Annotated in this window: 11 protein-coding genes; 6 read left to right on the top strand and 5 right to left on the bottom strand. The window is 44.3% G+C overall.

All coding sequences use genetic code 11. From position 1 onward, the window contains the following. From FEM55_RS16975 to recD2, 5 genes are all read right to left on the bottom strand, one after another. On the bottom strand, nucleotides 1–4,152 hold the full coding sequence (locus FEM55_RS16975; protein WP_138282523.1) for a two-component regulator propeller domain-containing protein: 4,152 nt from the start codon (nucleotides 4,150–4,152) through the stop codon (nucleotides 1–3). 295 nt (nucleotides 4,153–4,447) lie between these two features. Further along, nucleotides 4,448–6,178 carry a CBM96 family carbohydrate-binding protein gene (locus FEM55_RS16970; protein ID WP_138282522.1) on the bottom strand — a complete coding sequence of 577 codons (1,731 nt, stop codon included), beginning with the start codon at nucleotides 6,176–6,178 and terminating at the stop codon, nucleotides 4,448–4,450. 304 nt (nucleotides 6,179–6,482) lie between these two features. Then, nucleotides 6,483–11,027 carry a T9SS type A sorting domain-containing protein gene (locus FEM55_RS16965; protein WP_138282521.1) on the bottom strand — a complete coding sequence of 1,515 codons (4,545 nt, stop codon included), beginning with the start codon at nucleotides 11,025–11,027 and terminating at the stop codon, nucleotides 6,483–6,485. A 340-nt stretch (nucleotides 11,028–11,367) separates the two neighbouring features. Next, nucleotides 11,368–13,191 carry a mechanosensitive ion channel family protein gene (locus FEM55_RS16960; RefSeq protein WP_138282520.1) on the bottom strand — a complete coding sequence of 608 codons (1,824 nt, stop codon included), beginning with the start codon at nucleotides 13,189–13,191 and terminating at the stop codon, nucleotides 11,368–11,370. A gap of 159 nt (nucleotides 13,192–13,350) precedes the next feature. Next, a complete protein-coding gene (recD2, locus tag FEM55_RS16955) occupies nucleotides 13,351–15,843 on the bottom strand; it encodes an SF1B family DNA helicase RecD2 (protein ID WP_138282519.1) in 2,493 nt (830 codons plus the stop codon). A 275-nt stretch (nucleotides 15,844–16,118) separates the two neighbouring features. On the opposite strand from recD2, the gene FEM55_RS16950 reads away from it, so the two are divergent. From FEM55_RS16950 to FEM55_RS16925, 6 genes are all read left to right on the top strand, one after another. After that, a complete protein-coding gene (locus FEM55_RS16950) occupies nucleotides 16,119–16,598 on the top strand; it encodes a hypothetical protein (RefSeq protein ID WP_138282518.1) in 480 nt (159 codons plus the stop codon). 988 nt (nucleotides 16,599–17,586) lie between these two features. Continuing rightward, nucleotides 17,587–19,485 (top strand): acyltransferase family protein, encoded by a 1,899-nt coding sequence (locus tag FEM55_RS16945; RefSeq protein ID WP_138282517.1) that lies wholly within the window; start codon nucleotides 17,587–17,589, stop codon nucleotides 19,483–19,485. 361 nt (nucleotides 19,486–19,846) lie between these two features. Continuing rightward, nucleotides 19,847–20,650 carry a tetratricopeptide repeat protein gene (locus tag FEM55_RS16940; RefSeq protein ID WP_171036589.1) on the top strand — a complete coding sequence of 268 codons (804 nt, stop codon included), beginning with the start codon at nucleotides 19,847–19,849 and terminating at the stop codon, nucleotides 20,648–20,650. 24 nt (nucleotides 20,651–20,674) lie between these two features. Further along, complete coding sequence (locus tag FEM55_RS16935; RefSeq protein ID WP_229209311.1) at nucleotides 20,675–21,340, top strand: YiaD family glycine zipper/OmpA-like lipoprotein; 666 nt, start codon at nucleotides 20,675–20,677, stop codon at nucleotides 21,338–21,340. Between the two features lie 21 nt (nucleotides 21,341–21,361). Next, entirely contained in the window at nucleotides 21,362–21,889 is a 528-nt protein-coding gene (locus tag FEM55_RS16930; RefSeq protein WP_138282514.1) for a hypothetical protein, read from the top strand. A 98-nt stretch (nucleotides 21,890–21,987) separates the two neighbouring features. Then, entirely contained in the window at nucleotides 21,988–22,929 is a 942-nt protein-coding gene (locus FEM55_RS16925; RefSeq protein ID WP_138282513.1) for a hypothetical protein, read from the top strand. The last annotated feature ends 2 nt before the right edge of the window (nucleotides 22,930–22,931 follow it).

Genomic DNA, 22,931 nt, shown 5'->3' with positions numbered 1-22,931 from the left:
TTACTCACCGACTGCTTCCTTTTTCCGGAACTCCGTCGGCAGTACTTTGTATTCTTCCTTAAACTGTCTGGCAAAATATTTCGGATTGTTGAAGCCCACCTGATACGCGATTTCAGATACGGTAAAATTGCTTTTTTCCAACAGCGCGGCAGCTCTTCGAAGACGGATGATCCGGATGAATTCGACCGGCGTTTTACCGGTCAGTGACAGCAGTTTCTTATAAAGGTACATGCGGCTCATGGCCATTTCCGAACTCAGCTGTTCCACCGTAAACTCCGAATCTCCGATATGCTCCTCAACGACTTTTACAGCTTTTGATATAAACTGTTCATCCAGAGAAAGGACGGTAATTTCACTGGGTTCAATGCGGATATGCTTCTGAAACTGTTTCTGAAATTGCTCCCGCAGTCTAATCAGGTTCCGGATCTGCGCCTGAAGAATATCCAGCCGGAACGGTTTGATAACGTACGCATCCGCGCCGGTTTCATAGCCCTGCAGTTGCTGTTCATCTTCGGCGCGTGCCGTCAGTAACAGGATGGGAATATGCGAAATCCGGTTGTCTGTTTTTACACGCCGGCAAAGCTGCATACCGTCCATTTCAGGCATCATCACGTCGCTTACGATCAGGTCGGGAATAATATCCAGTATGATCGCAAGACCGATCCTGCCGTTGGGCGCTTCATAAATCTGATAATCTTTCTGAAGCACTTCTCTGAGGTACTCGCGAAACTCGTCATTATCTTCTGCCAAAAGCAATACCGGTTTGTTCCTGTTGTTTTCAGTGTCCGGCTTTTCCGCATTAGTCAACTCTTCTCTTACATCAATTTTTTGTACAGGCTCAGCTTCAATATGGCCGGAAGGAGCAGCATGCAGTGGTAAATACATCGTAAAAGTACTGCCTTTCCCTTCTTCGCTTTCTACCTGTATAGTTCCGCCATGCAGCTTTACAAATTCTTTTGTAATAGCCAGACCGATTCCGCTGCCCTGATTGACCATATGGTCCGGTAAAGTATGCTGAAAAAAACGGTCGAATACCTTTTCCTGCGCTTCTTTCGGAATGCCGATGCCTGAATCCGCTACGATTACTTCCAGTTGCTCCGCATTTTCCACATTTATTATCCTGATTTTTACAGATACTTTTCCATGCTCCGGCGTAAACTTGAAAGCATTGGATAACAGGTTGTACATGATCCGGGAAAGTTTCTCCTGATCAAAAAGGGCAAAGCGCGAATCTTCATCCGTTATGCAAGTGAAATCAATATGCTTCCGTTCCGACAAATAGGAAAAGGTATGCGCGATTTCCCTGATAAAGTGAATGATATCGCCTCTTTCCGGCCTGAACTCGGTTTCCTCTACTTCCAGTTTTTTAAAGTCCAGCAATTGCGTGACCAGATTCAGCAGCCTGCGCGCATTCCGGTGAATCATGGACAACTGGCTGCGGACGCCCGAATCTGCATGAATGCTGTTCAGCAGACTTTCCAGCGGCGTGAGCATCAGGGTAAGCGGCGTGCGGAATTCATGGCTTACATTGGTAAAAAACTTGATTTTCATCAAATCCAGTTCATGCAGCTGCAAAGCTTCCCTCCTTTCCTGTTCAATTTTGAAATTCAGCCGTTCCCGTTCCAGCAATACCCAGCGGGCAACAGCAAGCGCACCGATCATCGTCAGAACATAAAGGATATAGGCCAGCGGCGTTTTCCAGAAAGGCGGATCAATCCGGATTTTCAGGATTCTTTCTTTTGAAACAGCATTGCCTTCCTTAATCCGAACTTTGAAAACATAATTTCCGGGATCAAGATTGGTGTAAGTGACTTTTCGGGTATTGTTATCGGCCTCAAACCACTGATCATTAAACCCTTGAAGCGTATACAGATAATGATTTTTATCCCAATGCAGGAAATTGAGCGCTGCAAACTCGATTGTGAAAACATTCTGACTGTATTCAAGCCGGATTTCATCCGTTACCGAAATTGACTTTTCCAGCACCACTTTTCCGTTCAGTTTTTCATCCGGCTTAATGCTTTTGTTAAAAATCTGGAAATCAGTTAATACCACATCGGAATTTACAGGCTCATCCTGCCATTTCTCAGGCGAAAAGATTGAAAAACCATTGGCTCCGCCAAAGATCAGTTCGCCCGAGCGAAGGCGGATGGCCGCATTTTCATTGAAACTCCTGCCCTGCAATCCATCCACTTCATTATAGGTACGGATATCAAATTTCTCCGGAAGCGTTCCGTTCCTTTTACCAATGCGAAAATGTACCAATCCCTTTGATGTTCCCAGCCATAAATCCTGTTTGCTGTCTACCGCAATGGTCAGAATGGAATTATCGGGCAAACCGTCTTTTAAATCATAGGAAATAAATCTGTTTCGTTTTTTGTCGTACAAATTCAATCCCTGCGCGGTTCCGACCCAGATATTACCCAATGCGTCCTCTTCAAGCGAAATCACGTTATCGCTGCTTAAACTGCCAGGATTGTTCGCATCGTGCCCGAAATGCACAAACCGGCCGGCATTCCGTTTCAGAACATCAATCCCGTAAGCGGTACCGATCCAGATATCGCCGTCTTTATCCTCAATCATGGCTGCTATGTAGTCGGAACTGATCGAATTGGGCGCAAACGGACGGAAATGGCGGAATGTATTTTTCTGACGGTCAAAAAGGTCAAGCCCGTCGCCAAGCGTACCAATCCAGAGCCGGCGCTCTGAATCTTCGAAGATTTCCCAGACGCGGTCGTCGATCAGACTCGTTGAATCAGCCGGATTGTGCAAGTACCGCCGGAATGTTTTTCCGTCAAAGCTGTTAAGTCCGCCAAAATAGGTCCCGATCCACAAAATATCACTTTTATCCAACAACAAACTTACAACCACGTCATTGCTCAGACTGTTCGGATTGCCCGGAATATTCCTGTATTGCCTGAAACTGTTATTTTTACGGTCGTAATAAATGAGTCCGCCGCCATTTGCACCAATCCAGATATTCCCTTTTTTATCTTCTGCAAAAACATTTACATCATTGAACGGAAGGCTGCCGGGGCTGGAAGGCAGATTCCGGATGAGGGAAAATTTGAAGATGTTTTTATGATAATTGCAAAAACCCGTTTTGAAAGTACCCGCCCAGATCATGCCCGTCTGATCCTTGTACAAGGCCAGAATACTGTTCTGGCTGATCGTTTTCGGATCGTTCGGATTGTGCTGCAATACAGAAACAGCCTTTTTTTTCTTATCGACCATGTTGATCCCGCCGTGATCCGTTCCAATCCATATTTTCCCGTCCGGACCTGAAATGATGGCGCTTACAATATTATTGTTCAGTCTGAAATCCGGTGCTGCCTTGTTGACCGGAACGAGTTCATTACTTTCAAGATCAAAGTAAAAAGCCCCGCGAACTGCTTTGATGATGTAAACCCAGGGCTCGCCGTCCTGATCTACAAAAACCCGGTGGTTATCAGAAATTCCGGTCTGTTTTTCCTGTAGCAAACTGCTTTCAAATGTCGGTTTGTAATTCTTCGAGCCCAGCCTTGCAAGGAAGCCGTCGTTGTAAACGATCCATAAATTACCGTTTTTATCTTCGTTAAAATCTGAAATAACCGTTCGTGCTTTTTCTTTCTGCCTGGCCCGCTTTTGCGTTGGCGGGTTGTAATTTATTTTTATCAGCTGCTTGCCGGAAGGCATGTATTTCAGCAAACCAAGGCGGTTGTGATGGATCCAGTAATTTCCATCGCTGTTTTTCAACACCCGGTTAAAATCCGCATCCGGCAATCCCAGCCGCCGTGCAGCTTTATTTGCCTCTTTGTCCATCCGTTCAGTGGAAGGATCATAAATATTGTAGCCTTTTCTTGTATGAATCCAGATATAGCCGTCCGGATCTTCAAACAGATCCAGAATATGATGGTCGGAAAGCGTTGTGGTATCAGCAGGATTGTGTTTGAATATTTTAAAGGAATATCCGTCAAAACGGTTCAGTCCTTCGGCCGTTCCGATCCAGACAAAACCTTTGCGGTCCTTCAGAAAACAATTTACCTGATTATGGGAAAGTCCTTTTTCCGCACTGTAGCGCACGAACTGATAGGAATTGGACTGTGCCAGAGCAAGTTCACCTTTGCCTGAAATGCAGACAACCAACAACAATCCGTACAGCCAACTTCGCATTAAAAGAATGTTTATAGAAGTTACAAAATAACTATAATCGGTTCAAAATAATTGTATGGAATCGAATGTACAGATGGAGAGATAATCGTGCCTGAAGCTTTTGAAAAAGGGAAAATGGAGGAAAGGGATGAAGGATTTAGAGGAAAATGGCTGGACTGTAAATGCCAGGATTGATAATCGGGTTAATGGGTCAATTGTGTATAGAACGTCAAAAAGCCGGCTGCAATTTTACATCCAGACGGCTTTTTGACTACGTGCTTACGTTCCTGTTTATGAAAATAACGAATCCTGAAAGTTACTCCGTAATCAGCAATTTGATCCTTTCCGTTTCGGTTTCTGATTGTATTTGCAGCATATGGATTCCTTTGCTGACGGCCAGTTTTGAAATATCAATTTCGGCTTTTGACTTTGCAATGCTTTTCTCTACTGTTCCGACTTGGATGCTTCTGCCCTGCCGATTGATAATATTCAGGGAAATAGCGCCGGTATGCTTTTCAGAAAATGTGATGGAAAATTGCCTTTGGGCAGGATTTGGGTAAATGACGGATTTCTCCAGTTTTGCTTCGGAAGGTAAAGCAGAACTTGCCAATTCCTGATTTAATCTCGTATTGGAATTTACAGGAGCATCTGCATTGATAATTAACTGTGGCGGATTCGCAATGCTTTCACGGCTGTTGTAATTGCTTCTGGTATCACGTGCAGTCCATTCCAGTAACAGTGTAGCAATTCCGTCTCCGTTAATCTGCTGCTGAATAAATTCCGTTACATCCAGATCATGATATTTAGGATTGTCGGTCACAACAGTATGGCTGGAATAACCAGTTACATCCGTTGGCGCATTATTCCAGGTGATTTCATTTTCTGTCCAGCTGTCATCGCTTATACCCCTTGCTATCACGCCGCTGCTGTACAGGCAATTACAAGAACCATAAATACGCAGTTTGGCGGAATTGACCTGACCTAAACCTGACAGTGAAAATTTAATATATGCACGCGCTTTATTCATACCGCTTTTCACAAAAAGCGAATCGGCAGAGCCGTAATTGGTGTCGGCATAATGATCGCTGCGTACATAGGAATCGGCAATTGCGGGCAGGCTTGCTTTGGTTATTCTGCTTGTCATCAGCACTTCAAGGGCAGCCAGCCGGGGCATATCCGCAGAACCCTGGTAAAAACGGATATTGATTACGCCGCTTGTGATTGTTACGGGAATCGTTACCTGCGTGGCTGTCATCGCTCCGCCTGCCTGAGCAGTTATATCAAATTCTTCGAGTTTCCGAACGTCATTGATATTGACATTGAACCGCCGTTTGCCTTTTCTCCCACCCGGAGCGCCAAACCAGATTTCGGCAAAATGCAGCACTACATTGTATTCTCCATCGGGTACAGGCATCCGGTAAACAAATTCACGAGAACTGCGGCCCGAGCGGTACAGTTCATCGTCCGTTGTGTTGAGGATATCGCCGCTTTCGATGGAACTGGTTCTTGGATCGGCTGCTGAAAAATAGGCATCCGCCCTGAACTTCCGGCCGTCAGCCGTAATATAGTCCTTTCCTCCGGCATTGATGCGGATGGTATCGTTAGCATATATATCCAGCACATTAATCGTTACCTGTTTTTCATCCGACAATGCTTCCGGGCTGCTGTCGGTCACTTTCACGCCAAACGTAAAAACACCCGGAGTTTGCGGCGTCCAGCTAAAATTGCCGTTTCCGGGATTAATTAAGGTACCTGCCGGCGCATTGACCAGTGAAAACGTACGTCTTACACCAATATCCGTGGTAGCATCGGCATCAAAAACAACCGTATGGCCTACAATGATTGTTCTTTTTCCAATATGGGCGAGAACCGGAGCGGCTGCCGCGCTTGACCATATACCGCATAAAGTAAAAAGAAGCAGTCCTGTAAGCAGTGACTCCAGCCATTTTCTACGTCCGACACAATCATTTGTCATTTTGAGCCATTGTAAAAACTGACTTGCATCCTTTGATAACAGACAAGGGCGATTGAGTAAAGTTATATTCATGATTTCAGGTAGCCTTAGAATGTTGGGTACTATTGAACAAGGTAAATCTTTCCAATCTTTTTGTATGAATAAAGCATTACTTACTTACCGGTTACTTTTTATTAAATCATTATAAGTCCGCTTTATAGCCGGGCAGGAAGGCTGGCGATTTGTAAAAGATGAAAAAATGCCTATAAAAGAAGGATTTGACCAAAACAGCATGTTCTTATTTAAAAAATTACCCGCATCAAAATTCAATTCTGGAATTTGATGCGGGTATGAAATCATGGCAATACATGACTGCCAGTTGCAAGCAAGTCAGCTTTTATCTCGCAATAATCATTTTCTGAATCAAAATCGTTTGATCCGTTTTGGTCATTTTCAGGAAATACAAGCCGGTTTGCAGCTTTCGGACATCCACATGCGGAGCCGGATTGCTGCCGGAATTATATACCGGAATTGCGCTGCTGTTCAGGAGCTGTACGTTCCTTACCTTTTTCCAGTCGTGATACTGAATGGTCAGCGTTTCTGAAACGGGGTTCGGGAACAGGACAAGCGATGCATCCACACCAAAGGTCAGATTCCTGATCTTGCTGAACGTATAGCTTCCGTCTGTATCCACCATTTTCAGCCTGTAAAGGTTTTCAGATCCTAAAACCGGACTTTCATGTAAATACTGATAAGATACGGAATCGCTACTTTCTCCGCTCGCACTGATTTTGGCAAGTGTGTTCCAGGATTTGCCGTCGGTGCCATGCTGCACTTCAAAATGATCACTTTGGGTTTCCCATGCAGTTGTCCATGCAAGCAGCGCCGTATTTTCCTGCTTCCGGGCTGAAAAACTTGCAAGCGTAACCGGCAGCGGAGGCACATCCGGCCCAATGATCATTTTGGAATGAACAATCGACGGCCTGTCTACGGTACCGGCCCCGCAGGCATTCTGAACGCTGAAAAGGCGGTAGTACACATCCGGCGATGCCTGAAGCAGTTCAATTTCCTGTTTTGGCTCAGACGAAAAAAATTCCTGAACACTCAGATCGGTACCAACACGAAATCTCCATGGCGCGCTTCCTTCGAGCAAAACGGTTATTTTTGGATTGCTGTTTTCATCAAAAACAACATTTTCAGAGGCAAACCGGGCACGGGCTTTATGCATGATGTTAATCAAATCCTCGAATGCGCCCGCGCTGGTATTAGGGTCTGAAGCAACTACACGTATACGGTACTGCGTCCCATCCGGAAGACCGGAAGGAAGAATGGCGCTCAGCGGGCTGGAAGTGCCCGTTGTCGGGATGTTCCGGAAATTTCTGCCCGTCGTGTCGGAAATCTGCACGGTCATTTTGTTTCCTGCCGTAAAGGTGCCGCTTGTCTTGTAACCAACCAGAATGGTGTCGCCTGTACAGGTTGCATTCTGCATCTGGTCATATATTTCGTTCACCGTAACACTGCGCTGGCTGACCGGATTTACTTCCACTCTTGCAGTCCCGGTTGCAATGCCGGCTCCGCATACATTGCTAAGCGATTTAATGGTATAATTGGTGGTAACCGTCGGCATAACCGTTATAAAGTCAACTGCACCCGGATAGCCGCCTGCATTGCCTTTGGTTCCGTCAGACAGTATGTAATTGATAAAAGAGTAACTGCCATTTACCGTAAGCAGCTGTATTTTCGCTTTTTCTCCTGCATTGATCACCGTATTTCCACTGATGATTACCTCCGCTTTTTTGGTAACACCCATATACATCGTTTCAGAAAGGTTATACTTGCGGACAACGCAACGGAGCTGGTAACCGGATTCAGGCAGCGAAGCAGGCAGCTGCAATGTCCTTGTACCTGTCAGAGACCGTGTGGAATCCAGCAGGATACCTGTATTTTTCTTGATATCAAAAAGCTCGAACCGGATATAATCATCTGATAAATCCACATCTCCGCCAAGATTGTAAGTTACCGGTACGGTTGCACCTTCGCATAAAAGGTTTGAGTTGACATTAAACCTGAGCAAAGGTGTAACTTTTACTTTCACGCTGCCGGTTGCAGTTCCGTAACCGCAGGAATTTGAAACCGATTTTATCGAATACTGTCCGCTTCTGACCGGCATGATCCAACGAGTACTCTCGTCACCGTAGACGTTCTGGATCGAATTGTCTTCATACACCAGTGTGTAATTGGCTCCGCCTGTAAGTTTGGTTTTCAAATATATCTGTTCTCCGGCTTCGACAATAACCGATCCGGACTCATTTTCACTGCTGATCGTTGCCGTTGGTACTGCACTGATGGTTATCTGCATCGGGTCTGTTGCAACTCCGTCCGAGGACACCACGCGTACAAAATAACTTCCTGCCGCTGTTTTGGCCGGAATGGTTGTCGTTATGGTCCTGCTTTTTTCACCGCTTAATAATGTAACATAATCTTTGGTATCCGTTTTGGCCATTTGCAATGAAAACGTTGCATTTACATCATGCACGTCAAGCACAACGGATAATGGAGCACCTGCACAAAGCCGGTTGTAATACCCTGCATTCTGTATGGACATTTCATAGGGCTGAGGTAGAATATGGGTTTTAAGGTTTACGGGAAAAGTACCGCATGCGTTGGTAACCGACTTGATCTCGTACGCATTCACCTTTCCGACAACCATTTCCAGCGGTATGGAGGCAGAATAATATTCCTTGTTGGCTACTGTTTTTGCTACGCCGTTTTCCAGGTAAGCTATGGACGCAGTTGCGCCGCCTTGTGAACTGAACCGGATGGAACCCGGAAGCTGATAGGAATGAAATACCACGGGATCATCTTTGGTACCCTCCGGATAGATCGAAAAATCATGCGGCTTGGTTTGCACGCTAAACGTTTGCGGCTGGCTGAAAACAACAGGGTTCGTGGATGTAATGCGTATCTTGGCTTCGGGAGTATACTGGTCGGAGCTGATGCGGAACCTGTAAGTTCCGGGTTCTGTAACAATGCCGATTGTCTCATAATCGCAGCAGTTCGCGTGAGCCTGTACAAGGTATTTATTCCCGCTGTTGAAATTGCCTGTTTTTCCAAATGTAACTTCAATGCTGTCACCGCTGCAGACGGTATTTTTAACAGGTTCTACAAACAGGCCTGTTTCAGTAGTTGGTATAATCCGGAGCGGCAGGGAAGCCAGGTTTTCATTTTTGAAACAACTGTTGCTGACCGATTTCAACTTAAAGTCAAGATTCTGCTTAAGATAAAAATTGATACTGTAATCATATTCATAGTTGACGTTGATTTTAAGTCCGTCTGCCTGTTCAACAACATAAGGTCCTCCACCGCGAAGCTGATTATACAATGTCACGTTGGTCGGCTTGTCAAATGTGGTTACATTATTATCGGAAAATGAAATGTCAGGCATACTCTGGATCTGGATATTATCGGCACGGCGGGAAACAAGGCCTGGATTTTCTGTAACAATGGTATAACCCATATGTGAATATCCTCCGGCGCGCTGCGGAATAACAAACTCGAGTTTATCGCCCAGGCGTGTTGCAGGCAAACGCAGCTTTTCGGGCGTATAGTCGTTAACGGCTTCTATCCAGAACTTTGTTGCATCCGTAAATGCGGCATTGGACTGAAACTGTACCGAACCTTTGCTGCCGGCACAGATCACGTTCGCTTTTTCAGTACCGGCAATGATGATTCCCGTATTCATTATGACTTCCACCGACTGGTTTCCGGTATAAGCAGGATTCTGACAGCCAGTGTTCACAGACTTTACCGTATAAGTCGTTGTCTGGGCAGGTTTAAGTGTAAAACTGGTTGATCCCGGCTGAGAAAAAGTTTGTTTTGATCCGTCGCTCAGTTCAACCGTAATGGGCGCAATTCCCTGCACATTCAGGCCAAGCGAAATAGCCTCGCCAACCGTGGAAGTAAAGCTCTGCGTGGTGAAAATGGCCTGAGGCTGCGGCCATACAAAAAAGCGCAATCGGGAAGTATTGTCTGCAAGTGAAGGATTTTCGGTTACGACGCTGGCTGTAAATTCCGAACTGTTCGACAAGCCGAAAGAATCAGGGAACTTTGCAACAACATAGTTTCCGTGACGTTCTGCCGGCACATCTACGTAAAAGCCTTTTTCATCATTGTAATTCAGCTTTGCAAAGCGCACCTTGAAACGCGTTTGTGCAGTAAGTTCGGGACCTGCTGTGGAAAAGCTTAATTTTACCTCTGATCCCACGCAAACCGCTGTGGGCATGACCGCAATCGTCCGCAATGAGGTTTTGTTAACAACCACTTTTACCTGTCCGGAAACCTGCATGGCCCCGCAACTGTTTTCCGCATGTGCAATCGTGTACGCTTCCTGTCGTGTAACTGCAATATTCGAAGTTGTATTGATTTCTGTCCACGAACCGGAAAAATCAATGCGTGTACTATCGTTCAGCGTAACCCGCCCTGAACTTGTTGAAAAGCCGCCGAGCCGTACGGGCATAGGATCAAATTCATTCAGCGTATCTGCATCGGAAGGTGAACTCAGGATTACATTTCCTTTACTGAATACTTCAAAAGTGTAAGACGTCCATCCGCTTTGCGTTTTGGGAGCAGTAGTAACAATCCGGAACTTGATGGACGGATTGAGGTAGCGGCTTGCATCCGTAAAGGTAAATTTCAGGTAACCATCTGAAAGTACAGCCGGTATAACAGCAATTTCCTTGTCTGTATAATAATTCCTGACCTGAATGGAAAATTTGTTCTCGGCACTGAACTGGCCTTTGATCATTACAGGAAGCGAAAAAGGTGCGTCCACACACGCTTTCCATTCCATACGGTCATTGATCATGGAAATGGAGGGTGTTTGTGCAAAAAGAGTGTGCATGCCCAATGAGCATGCCAGAAGCAGCGTAAAGAATTTAAACATGTTGAGGAGGGTAAAATATTCGTCAAATATAGCAATAATGCAATATGGTAATCCGGAGAATGCGGCAATTATTACGAGTTAAATCCTGTATAAAACTAGTTAATCAACCTTGATCACGGATCGCTCGAACTATCATGAATCGTCCCCTTCCAAGTATTTTTATATTCAGGATTTCGGGTAAAAAGGCAGAAATTGGGTGGTTTCAAAAAAATCATCCTGCCTTTGCGGACAGGATGAATCAGAAGAATTTTAAAACTTTGCGACATTATACTTTCTTACCTTCATCCATCGGCCTCCGCCGTGTCCGGGAACTCCCTGATAAAGCTCAAACGGAGCCTCTCTATTGAACAGATTCTTGCGTAGCATTTTTGCGCATGCTTGATCCTTCTGGCGGATAAGGAATGGTGTCTTTCAGGCTCTCGATTTTTTCGGGTTCAAATGAAGGAATGGAAAGTGCATCGGCATCCTTCCACTGACGAACCTGATCTGCGGCTTCTGTGGCCAGTTCACTTGAAAAACCCTGATCTCTGGAATAATAGATCGTCTGCGAAGGAAGTGCAAAACCGGTTCCGCTTCGGGCAATAACTTCCATCATCCGCAGAAGCAGATCTTCCTGAACGGCAAGAAACTGGTCAAAATCGGAAACATCTACATATGCAAAGACTTCGAGTTTCAGCGCGTCATCACCAACTCCGACAAAGCGTACGCGTGCAGGCGACGGACTGACTTTGGAATGGGCATACAAAATGGTGCGCAGCTCGACCAGCAGATAGCGTATCTGGTCCGGTGTAGTTTCCATCCTGAGCCGGAACAAGGGATGAAACCAGAACTTTTCCCTGTGCGCATAGTTTTCGATTTTCAATGAAGCCAGTTCACCGTTCGGAATGCTTACAATGGTGCGTTCGTTTGTTCTGACGCGCGTAGCCCGCATCCCGATCTGCTCGATCGTGCCGGTGATTTCTCCTATTTTGCAGAAGTCTCCTACCCGCACAGGCTGATCAGCGATCAGGGTTACACTTCCGATAAAGTTCTCGACCGTTTTCTGCGTTCCGAGTGCAAGCGCAATCCCTCCTATCCCCAGCGCTGCCAATCCGGTGGTGACATCAAATCCGAATGTATCCAATATGAAAATGATACCAAATACAACAATAGCCACCTTTAATGCTCTTCGCAGGAATAATAATGCAGAAATGGCCGCCTGATTTTTGCGGCTGGCCAGTGTTTTCTCACTGATGCTGCTGATGACATTGATCAGTTCCCACGCAAGCAGAAGAACGGCCACAATCCCGACGATCAGTGTAAGATTACCGAACCATTGCCGCACTACGATGGATATTCCTGCCTTCCGGCTGCAAAAAACAAACAGCCATACGGCCAGGTACAAACGCAGCGGAAGCGAAAACGCCCTGATAATTCCGAAAAGCGGATCTTGTCCGGCCTTGTAATATACCAGTGGAATCAATCGTAAAACGAGTTTGGTCAGCAGTGACGCAATCATAAATGCAAGGACAATCAGCAGCAGCATGGCCAGCCAGTGCGCTACGGGCACGCCGCCCCATTCATTGTCTTCCAGCAACTTTGGTGAAAGTTTACTCAGCAGCGTACTCGTTTCTATTTGGGTGGAATCCAGCGGAACACGCTCAATGGTCTGCGTTGAGAAAACCCATAACGGGTTGCCGGCAGCATCCTTGATACTTTCCAGAATGAGATCAACGGATTCATTGTTGACCTTGACCGCACCGATCCGGTCCAGGTTAGGTCCCAGATCGTCATCTTTCTTTCCTTCATAATTGTCGCTGATCCAGGAATACGGATAAATATTTCCGTTTACTTCCAGTAATGCTTTCAGTGCCCGGGCCTGTTTCACCCGGTTCTGTTTCTTTTTGATAGCCGGATCGCGCCGGAGATATAAAGCTGCTCTTTGAAAATTTCCCTGCGCGGCTGCTCTCAGAAAACCGTCTACTGTTCCGCGCGGGGTACGTCTGCCCAGAGAATCGGGTGGATATACAACCGCTTTGGATGCTGCTCCTCTGGATGTATCGGCAGAACTTGCAGCGAATTGTCCGTATGTAAATGGACCGGTAAGCAGGAAAACAAATGCCCAGAACCATACAGAGCAAAGGATTTTAAGACTTTGATATTTTTTAATTTTATGAACTGCCATGTATTCGGAATGTGGGTTAAGCTTTGTTATCCAGAATTGGCCCTGCAATAACAATGCCGCTTCCTGAAAAGCAAGTGACATAATTCAGGATTACAAAAACTGAATGACGCCGGGCCGCAACCTTGCATAGTCCTGAAAAGGACTCCTTCAAATGGGTTGCTATGCATTATTCTGAAGGAGATATGCAAGGGCCGTTTGCCGTATGGCCGTATTTTGCTTGTTGACCGCCATGGCCAGGGCTTTTCGGGTTCCAACAAATACGACCAGCTTCTTTGCTCTGGTGATGCCGGTATAAACCAGATTGCGGAACAACATGCCGAAATGCTGCGTCACCAGCGGGATGATGACGGTCTGAAATTCGCTGCCCTGTGATTTGTGGATGGTTATTGCATAGGCAAGATCCAGTTCCAGCAGGAATTCTTTGGAGTAACTCACATCCTTTGCCTGCTGCCCTGCCTTGAAATGGACCATCAACTCCATTTCTTCATTGTCAACATCGGTGATGACGCCGATGTCGCCGTTAAACACATTCAGGTCATAATTGTTGCGTTTCTGAATCACCCGGTCTCCTTCCCGGAAAATCCTTCCTCCTATCGTAAGCTGCGCTTTACCTTCAGTACCGGGATTGATCTTTTCCTGAATTACTTTATTCAGACTGGCTGTTCCGAGACTGCCCTTGGTCATGGGCGAAAGAATCTGTATTTCTGCCTCTTTTCCGTAATATTTAGGGATTATCGTTTCATAAAGCTTCTCGATCATGCTCACGGCTGAAAAACCATAATGAAGGGAAGACCAGGGGTGAATTCTCTGCAGTACTTCTTTTAATTCTTCACTATGCCCGCGCGCCTGCACCAGTGCATCCAGATCCACGTGGCTGAATTTGGCCGGAATGGACAAACTATTGTCCTGGCTATACGGATCAGCAGCCGGATCTTCCGTAAGGTTTCCAGAGGCCGCAGTTTTTCCCGCAGTTCCGGCAGTAAGCCGCTTTACTCTGGAAATGAATTTGAGCTGATCGGCAGTGGCTTCTTCAGAATCAATAAACAAGCAGTCTTTCTTTTCCTGCCAAACGTGTGGTTTGTGAAATGGCGATTCTATTCTCGGCACCTCCCCTTTATTGATCTGATGCGCATAGGAAATGATCGCAGATTCCTGCGCCTGCCGGAAAATTTTGGTCAGCTTCATGCAGGGAACAACGCCGGAAGCAATCATGTCTTTCAATACATTGCCTGCACCGACTGCCGGCAACTGATCCGCGTCGCCGATAAATACCACTTGTCCGTGTGCCGGAACTGCCCTTAGCAAAGCCGCCGTAAGGTGCACGTCCAGCATGGAACATTCATCCAGAATAAGGATATCGGTCTGTAGCGGATTGTCCTCGTTGTTTTTGAAACCGCCGTTGGCCGGATCAAATTCCAGCAGCCGGTGGATGGTTTTGGCTTCCAGCCCGATTACTTCACTCATGCGCTGGGCTGCCCGGCCTGTCGGCGCGGCCAGCATTACTTTCTTTTTCATGAACTGCAGAATCGCGACCAATGCCTTTGTAGTTGTCGTTTTACCACAGCCGGGTCCTCCGGTAAGGATCGAGATTCTTTTGGCTGCAATCTCAAGAACACTTTGCCTTTGTTCCTCGCTTAAAGTAACCTGATGCAGCTGACAGATGGTGTCCAGATCCTGACGCAGACTACGCTGGTCCAGCTTAACGGGAAAACCGGCCAGCTGTTTCACCTTGTTGGCAATGTACAGTTCGTCGTAGTACAGGGAATGGGCATAATAACATTTTTGCCTGACGCCATGTTCATCCGGCAGCATCCTGATTTTGAGTTCTTCTTGTTGTTCCTGCGTTCGCAGGATCGTTTCAATGGCACCTGTATCCGTTAAGGAAAGCAACTCGGATACCGAGTCGATAATCTGCTGCTGGGTAAGGTAGCAATGGCCGTCATCCCGGGCATTCTGCAGCGCATGCTCGATACCGGCCTGGATACGCTGCGGAGAATCGGCTTCCAGGCCGAGACTCAGTGCAACTTTGTCCGCTGAAAAAAAACCGATGCCATATATATCCGTTGAAAGGCGGTAAGGATTGTTCTGAACCACTTCAATGGCATCATTGCCGTAAGATTTGTAAATTTTGACCGCAAACAACGTCGAAATATGATGGGATTGCAGGAACAGCATGACATTCCTGATTTCCTGATGCTCGGTCCAGGCCCTGCTGATCATTTCCAGTTTGAGCCTCGCAATGCCTTCTACTTCGGTGAGTTTTTCAATGCTGTTTTCAAAAACATCCAACGTTTGATCCCCGAAATGCTTTACGATTCTTCTGGCAGTAACCGGGCCAACACCTTTGATCAGGCCGGAACCAAGATATTTTTCCAGTGCATTGGTCGTTGCAGGTTTTTTTTCAACGACTTTGCTCGCTTTGAACTGAAGGCCATAACTCGGATGCGTAATCCATTCACCGTAAAAGTCTATAGTAGCGCCGGCAAATACCTTGGACTGATGCACCACGACCGTCAGCTCTTCATTGGGCCTGTGCATGCTGTTTACCTTGAGAACCGAATAGCCGGTTTCCACACTATGGAAGGTTATGCGCTTGACAATCCCCGATAGTTTTTCTGACTCCGCAGTAGTTGATTTGTCCAATGCCGGCATATACAAGGAAAATAAAGCTTAAGATACAGGTACTTCAACAGGAATAATAAAAACGAAGGTTCCCTTTTACAGCTTTTAACCTTAACGAACCCCGATTGCATCCCGATTATTTCCCCAAACTAACCTGTAATCTTTGTTTTTGTTTTAATTCATGCTGTCTGGCATGAAAATTACCCATGAAGGCTACCTGCAGTCAAATTGCTCCGCATTTAGTAAAAGGTACATTGGAAGCTGCATTGTAACGGTTTATCAAAATACAAAGTTGCATGCACATCATGATACAACTCCCATTTGCAGCTGAGTCTTCTCCGGATTTTCCCCGGATTCCGGAAACGGTCAGCATGGCCATGCGGAACTGGATTTTGACATTCAGCCGCAAGATTCCGGAGGTTGAAAAGCTGAATATGCTTTTCAGGCAAAATGCCGGTTGGAATTCCGGACAGCAATTTCTTCGGTCCACTTCGGATAATGGCATTGACTTTCAATTTCCTGGACTGCGAAACAATGCTGCCGATGCGGTTGTAGCCTGGTCGGTTATCCATAATGAAAAAGAAATATTGTTTGCGGTAAACCTCAATCCTGAGAAAGAAGCCGTTGCTTACGTGACAATCGATGTTGCTTTACATGCAGTTGATTCCCGAATGCGCAATCGGTACGCTTCGGCAACTTGTCCGGCAGAACTGAATGTTGAGGTCAGAAATGGGAAAGCCATCCGGCTCACCATACCTGCATATGGATTTGTAATTTATGAATAGAAAGGTGCTGATCAATAAGCCCACTTTCGAACAATTAAACTATATCTATAATCTTCGCAAAAACATGTACGTATATTGTAGTAGGTTATTTAACTAATTGCAAAATCATACTACAAATTAAAGTGTCAGTAAAATAGCTGTTATTGGATTAATTTTATAATCAAGGCAAAATGAGTGATTTTGTCAGGTTTATGCATCGCCTTGCATCCGGAATTTACTGCAAACACGATTATTCTGTTTCAAATTACTTTTTACCAATCATGAAACAGCTATAACAAGTTAAATAGCAGTGTTTCTGATGATCGTTATCCATCAAACGCTGCAATCTATTCGTTTCAGCAAAGCCTGACTTTGGCCTGAATTGTTTGAATTGTGTATTATTTTCCTTCTTATGCGCCGATTTTTCTGCTTTATATCCAGATTTGTCCGTTTTATTGAAATATGCATTTTTCAAGACGTGCATTTCCGGAACTTTGTTAGTATATGGTAATTAGTTAACGGTATTATGAAACAAATACGATACTATCCTATCATTCCGTTTTGCAAGGATCATTTTGCAACAAAGCAATCCAAATCAAAAATATTCATTTAGACGAAGCAAATAAAGCATGTGTAAAATGAATTATAGAGAAAGTAAGCAGCTAAAATACAGCTTTCTGCATTTGTGATCCGTCTGTTTTCAATGAATGCATTTTGTTGCTTATCAAATAAGGTCAAGATCAGAATACTCTCCGCAGGCATGTTACAAAATTTTTGCGGCAGAGAATAACAACAACGGAGTGCAGGACCATTCACTGTGAAAGTCGGACGTAACTGAAAAGGTACTTTTTAAATAACGGTCAAAAACAGGTTTAACAACAAGGACATTTTTTTACCGGCCCGTTACGATACTGAACTTTAAAACCAGCATTGAAAACACCCCGGCATTTTAACCATCATTTTCAAACTCATAACAAGCAAAAGACTTTACCAATTACCAATTAAGAATATGAATAATTCTAAGCTTAGTTTTAGGTACGACATCAATGCACTTAGAGCGATTGCCATACTCGGAGTACTTTTTTTTCATTACAAAGTCGAACTGCTTACCGGAGGTTTTGCCGGAGTAGACGTGTTCTTTGTAATTTCGGGTTATTTGATGAGCAGGATAATTTTCAATTCCATTAATAAAAATGAATTTTCATTTCTGGATTATTATGGAAAGAGATTAAAAAGAATAGCACCGGCACTGCTGTTTCTCGTCTTAATATTAAGTATTGTTTGCTTCTTTTTTTACTTGCCGGAAGAATACAAGCGAAACCAGAAAAATGCCGCAGCGAGTCTGCTCTTTTTATCCAACTTCCTTTACTGGAAAAGTTCCAATTATTTTGATGCAGCCTCAGATACGAACATACTGCTGCACACATGGTCTTTATCCGTGGAATGGCAATTTTATCTGATTTATCCGGTCATTCTGCTGATCTTAAACAAGATATTCAAGAATAAATCGGTATACTTTATATTTTTTACCGGCACCACTATTGCGCTATTTGTCGTTTCTGTAATTGCCAGTATCAAAGAACCAACGGCTTCTTTTTATCTGTTTCCAACAAGGTCCTGGGAAATGTTGTTTGGAGGCGTTGCTTTCTTTTCAGAAGGTTTTATAAAAGATTACAAATGGAGAAAAGCAATTGCGATAGCTGGTTATGCCGCTATATTCGCGTGCTTTTTACTGCTGAATACTTCCATGTTATGGCCGGGTATGTACACGATGATTCCGGTTCTTGCTACCTATCTGGTGATCGTTGCCAACTACAATGACTTTGGCATAATCAGGCATACTGTAATTCAGTTTATCGGCAAGATTTCTTACTCGTTATATCTGTGGCACTGGCCTATATTTGTGATTGCCATGTACTTTGGAGTAAGCGTTAATGTTCAGTCGATACTTGTATTTACGGCACTGGCTACAACACTGGCCTATTTGTCATTCAAATATGTCGAATCGGTTGAAATCAGAAACAGCCAGACCATTCTGGCAGTGGCAACTGTCTTTGTTATAGCCACTTCCGCTTTAAGTTATTTTAATACAAACCATACTTTGTTCAAGGATAAAACCCTTGAAATTGCAGATTATTCCAAAAATCATCCGTATGATACCAAAAACCGTTTGTCTGTTGGAAACTGCTTTGTAAGCTCCGGAAAATCTTCCAAGGAATATAATAAAGAAGAATGTCTGTGCATTGAAAAGAACAAAAAGAATGTATTGCTGATCGGTGACAGCCATGCGGCACATTTGTTCGGATCGCTGGAAGAAAGTCTGAGTAAAAACGGAATAAATCTGTTAAAAGCAGCAGAAAGCGGAGATTTACCAACTGTTGAAAATAACCACAATGGTCGCAACAGAGACATTATCAATTTTATTTACCATGATTTCATTAAAAATAATGCGGATAAAATTGACGGGGTTATTATCAGTGCAGTCTGGTCAAAAGATGACAGCAATACACCTGAACAGGTTTTAGGCTATATTAAAAATACAATCGATTATTGTAACAAATACAATATCAAAGTAATGGTCATCGGAGAAAGTGAAACCTATAATATTCCTTACCCGAGTATTGCGGCAAAAGAATATGAATATGAATCCGAAGAGAGCGAAAAATACCTGATAAGCAGCTCGTATACATTTGATAATTATTTGAGTGAAAACCTCAAACCCTATTATGTACGGATTATCAACATGGATTCCTTTCCGCCTTTGTCCAAGGAAAATACTCCTTACATGTTTGATGAAAATCATTTCACCAAATACGGGGCGGATTTGACAATCAATAAAATTTTATCTGATCCTATATCCAAATCTTTTTTTGGTCTTGGCAATGGCAATGTACTTGCTACCAATTAAGAATTAATTTCAACTCCGGATAACCGGATTGATAAAAAAGTAATTGCAAAAACCTTCCCGTTCAGCAGCTGGAAATCCGCATCTAACATGCTGCACGAGCCTCAAATGGTTGCTGTACAATGGAACTTAACCGCTTCCATTGTGCTGCAACCTTTTCTTTTTTGCCCCTTCCATGACTTTGGTTTATTATTACCACTGGTAAAAATGGAATGATCCGGGCCAGCATATTTCCTCAATTTACAGCTGGCATCCTATTTTAAAGTGTTCGTTCCAACGATACAAACATGCGCGGATGCAAGCTGTTTTGTACCGGAAAATGTATTTTTTATCAGATGGATATTTTATGACGAAAAAAGCTTTTATGTTTTTTGCAATGCTGCTACCGCTTTCTGTCCCGGCGCAGCAACTGCTGACAACCTCCAATAAGTGTTTCAAACAAATTCAGGCCGGCAACAAGCAAAACGATCAGGGACAATATCAGGAGGCGCTGGATACTTTTACAAAAGTTCTTAAAGATTGTTCGGCCAAAGATGCCAAAATTGACGGCAATATCGGAGTTGCGGTTGCCTCCAACGGCCTTAAACAATACGAAGACGCGGTAAACTTTGCTAACAGAGCCATCAAGGCAAGCAAGCAAACCAATGTAACTGCTTTGTATGCCAGAAGTTATGCTTACAATCATCTGGGGCGTACCGAAGATGCCAAGTCGGATTTAATCAAAATCACCGGTCTTACTAAAAAGAACAAAAATTTGAAAGCCCGCGCAAAGATGTTTGCACAGCTTGCACAACTGAATTTCCAGCTTGATATGCTTGCCGATGCGGACACCAATCTTACCAAGGCCATAGAACTGGATCCTGAAAACCCTTTATTTTTTATTCAGAAAGGGGATATGATGATCAAGATCAATAATTATGACGACGCATTTGCTGCTTATGACAAGGTTCTGGAATTGGGGAAAAATGATCTCGAAATATATCAGATCAGAACGGAGGCGCACCTGAAGCAGATGCAGCAGAAATATGTAACAACCGACATCAAGGAATTTTCCGGCAGAATGACAAAGCAAGAAAAGGAAGCGACTTGTAAAGATATAAAAAAGGCGCTTGAACTGGGACTTAAAAATCTGCAGCTGGACTTGTTGTCGAGCATGATTTGTGAATAATCCATTAAACATAAAATAACCTGCATTGTGAAAAAAAATAGCTTGATAATCGTAGTACTGGCCTTCATGATTGGCTGTAAAAGTTTGAACAACACACAAAAAGGAACAGGTATCGGTGTAGCCGGCGGAGCCGCAGCCGGTGCCGCAGTTGGTGAACTGACCGGAAAAAACAGTGTGATCGGTGCTTTGATCGGCGCTGCTGTCGGAGGTTCGGCCGGGTACCTTATCGGCAGGCATATGGATAAACAGGCGCAGGAATTGAAAGAGGCCATTCCGGATGCTACTGTAGAAAGAGTCGGCGAAGGCATTAACCTGACTTTCAACTCAGGCCTGCTTTTCAAACTGAATTCTTCCGATCTGAGTGAAGATGCCAGACAGGAACTGCAAAAAGTAGCAGGAATCCTGAGTAAATACGAAGATACCCAGATTCTGCTGGAAGGACATACGGATGATACCGGCTCTGATAAATACAACATGAAATTATCGGAGCGTCGTGCAGAAGCAGTTTCCTCGTATCTGGAATCGCAAAATCTGCCTTCATCGCGGCTTAAAACCAAATGGTATGGCGAAGCACAGCCAAAATTCCCCAATGACAGCGAAGCAAACCGTGAAAAAAACCGTCGCGTTGAACTCGCCATTTATGCGAACGAAGAAATGAAAAAGGATGCAGAAAAGGGTGAACTGAAGTAAGTACAGATTGGTGGTATTGACTTGCTGTTTGTAGAAAACAAAAATGGTGTTTGTTATTTAGATGAAGGAGCCTCGTTTTCAGCGTACGTTTCAGGAGGCCCCGCCGGGGCCACGTGCATAATAGGTATTGTTTTGCTAGAAGCAGGAGGCCGCTCTGCGGCCAAGCATCTGCTCCGGAGGAGCTTTCTGTTTGTAGCCGCAAATGTAGCAAAGGGTATTTTTGGCTCCAGAGGAGCTTCCTTTTTAGCATACATTTCAGGAGGCCCCGCCAGGGCCACGTGCAAAATCAGTGTTGTTTTGCTAGAAGCAGGAGGCCGCTCTGCGGCCAAGCATATGCTCCGGAGGAGCTTTCTGTTTGTAGCCGCAAATGTAGGCAATGGCATTTTTTGGCTCCAGAGGAGCCTCCTTTCTAACATTTGTTATTCAAGAATGCTCGCCGAAGCAACTTGCAGAATCCGCTTTGTTTTGCTGTTGTCGTTTGATGAAGTGCATGTCGGAAAAATGACTTATTATCAAAATAAACTTCAACTGATTTTAGCCATTGTCTAATTCTAAAATCACGAAGTAGCAGGTGACTTACGGGTATTATTGAGACCGTTCTGTCTTAACTGAATGTAAAATCTGACTTTACACCTGTCATTTCGTTTATGCGGATCAGTGAAAACTATATAACGAAACTCAAACACGTTCTACCGGCATTTTCCCTTTCTGCATGGAGTTCCGTGATTTTACTGAGCTTTACAAGATGGTTATTCTTTTTGGGCAAATACCCGATTCTGGAACTGGATGAAGATCTTTGGAATATCTGGATTCCTTTGATTTTTCCGTGGATACCTGTATTGATATGGCTCAGACCGTGGTTCAATGCATTCACTTTCAAGAAAGACAACGACAAAGGCAGCTGGCAAATGCAGGTTTTAGGCTGGATAACGATTACAGCCATGCTTGCTTTTTCTCAACATTTCCTGACTACCCATACCGGAAAATTGCTTGAACTTCAAACTGTCAAAGATATCCGCAAACATGAGCGTGTAAGGTATTATCGGATCAAACAGTTTTCTGTATACAAATATATTGGAGGTGTACATTCCGCATTCCGGACAATGGGACGGTATAATGAAAAGCTTGAAATAGATATATATTTTGCAAATCCCATTCTGACTCATAAAACCCAGCCAATTACCATGACACCGCTTTACTGGTATGGCGTTAAATTTAACAAGCAGATAAGCAACTGGGGCAGCAATGCTAACAAGGAAAAACGTTTCAAGGCATTTCTGGAAGAATGTATTGTCAAAATGCAGCATTATGATTTTTCCAATCTCGATCATTTTGAACACAAACCCGCATCTTACGACCGGGAAAATTTCCGGATAGCCATTCAGTATGCATTAAGGAAACGCGTAACCAATGATTTTGTAATCCTTCAACCCAGAACCAAATCTTACGAATCCAGAAATGATTATAAAATGGCCGGGACTATTATCAGCTACGCAATCGGTATTATTATCTATATGCTTTTGCTTATCGGACCCCGTTTGAAAAGTAAGCCGGAAGAAATTGACATTCCTGATGCAGTTCATGATTAACC

Origin of the sequence: Dyadobacter sediminis, assembly GCF_005860765.1 — a bacterium.
GTDB classification, from domain to species: domain Bacteria; phylum Bacteroidota; class Bacteroidia; order Cytophagales; family Spirosomataceae; genus Dyadobacter; species Dyadobacter sediminis.
The sequence above is the reverse complement of the archived record's forward strand: the minus strand, read 5'-3'. Positions and strand labels throughout refer to the sequence as shown.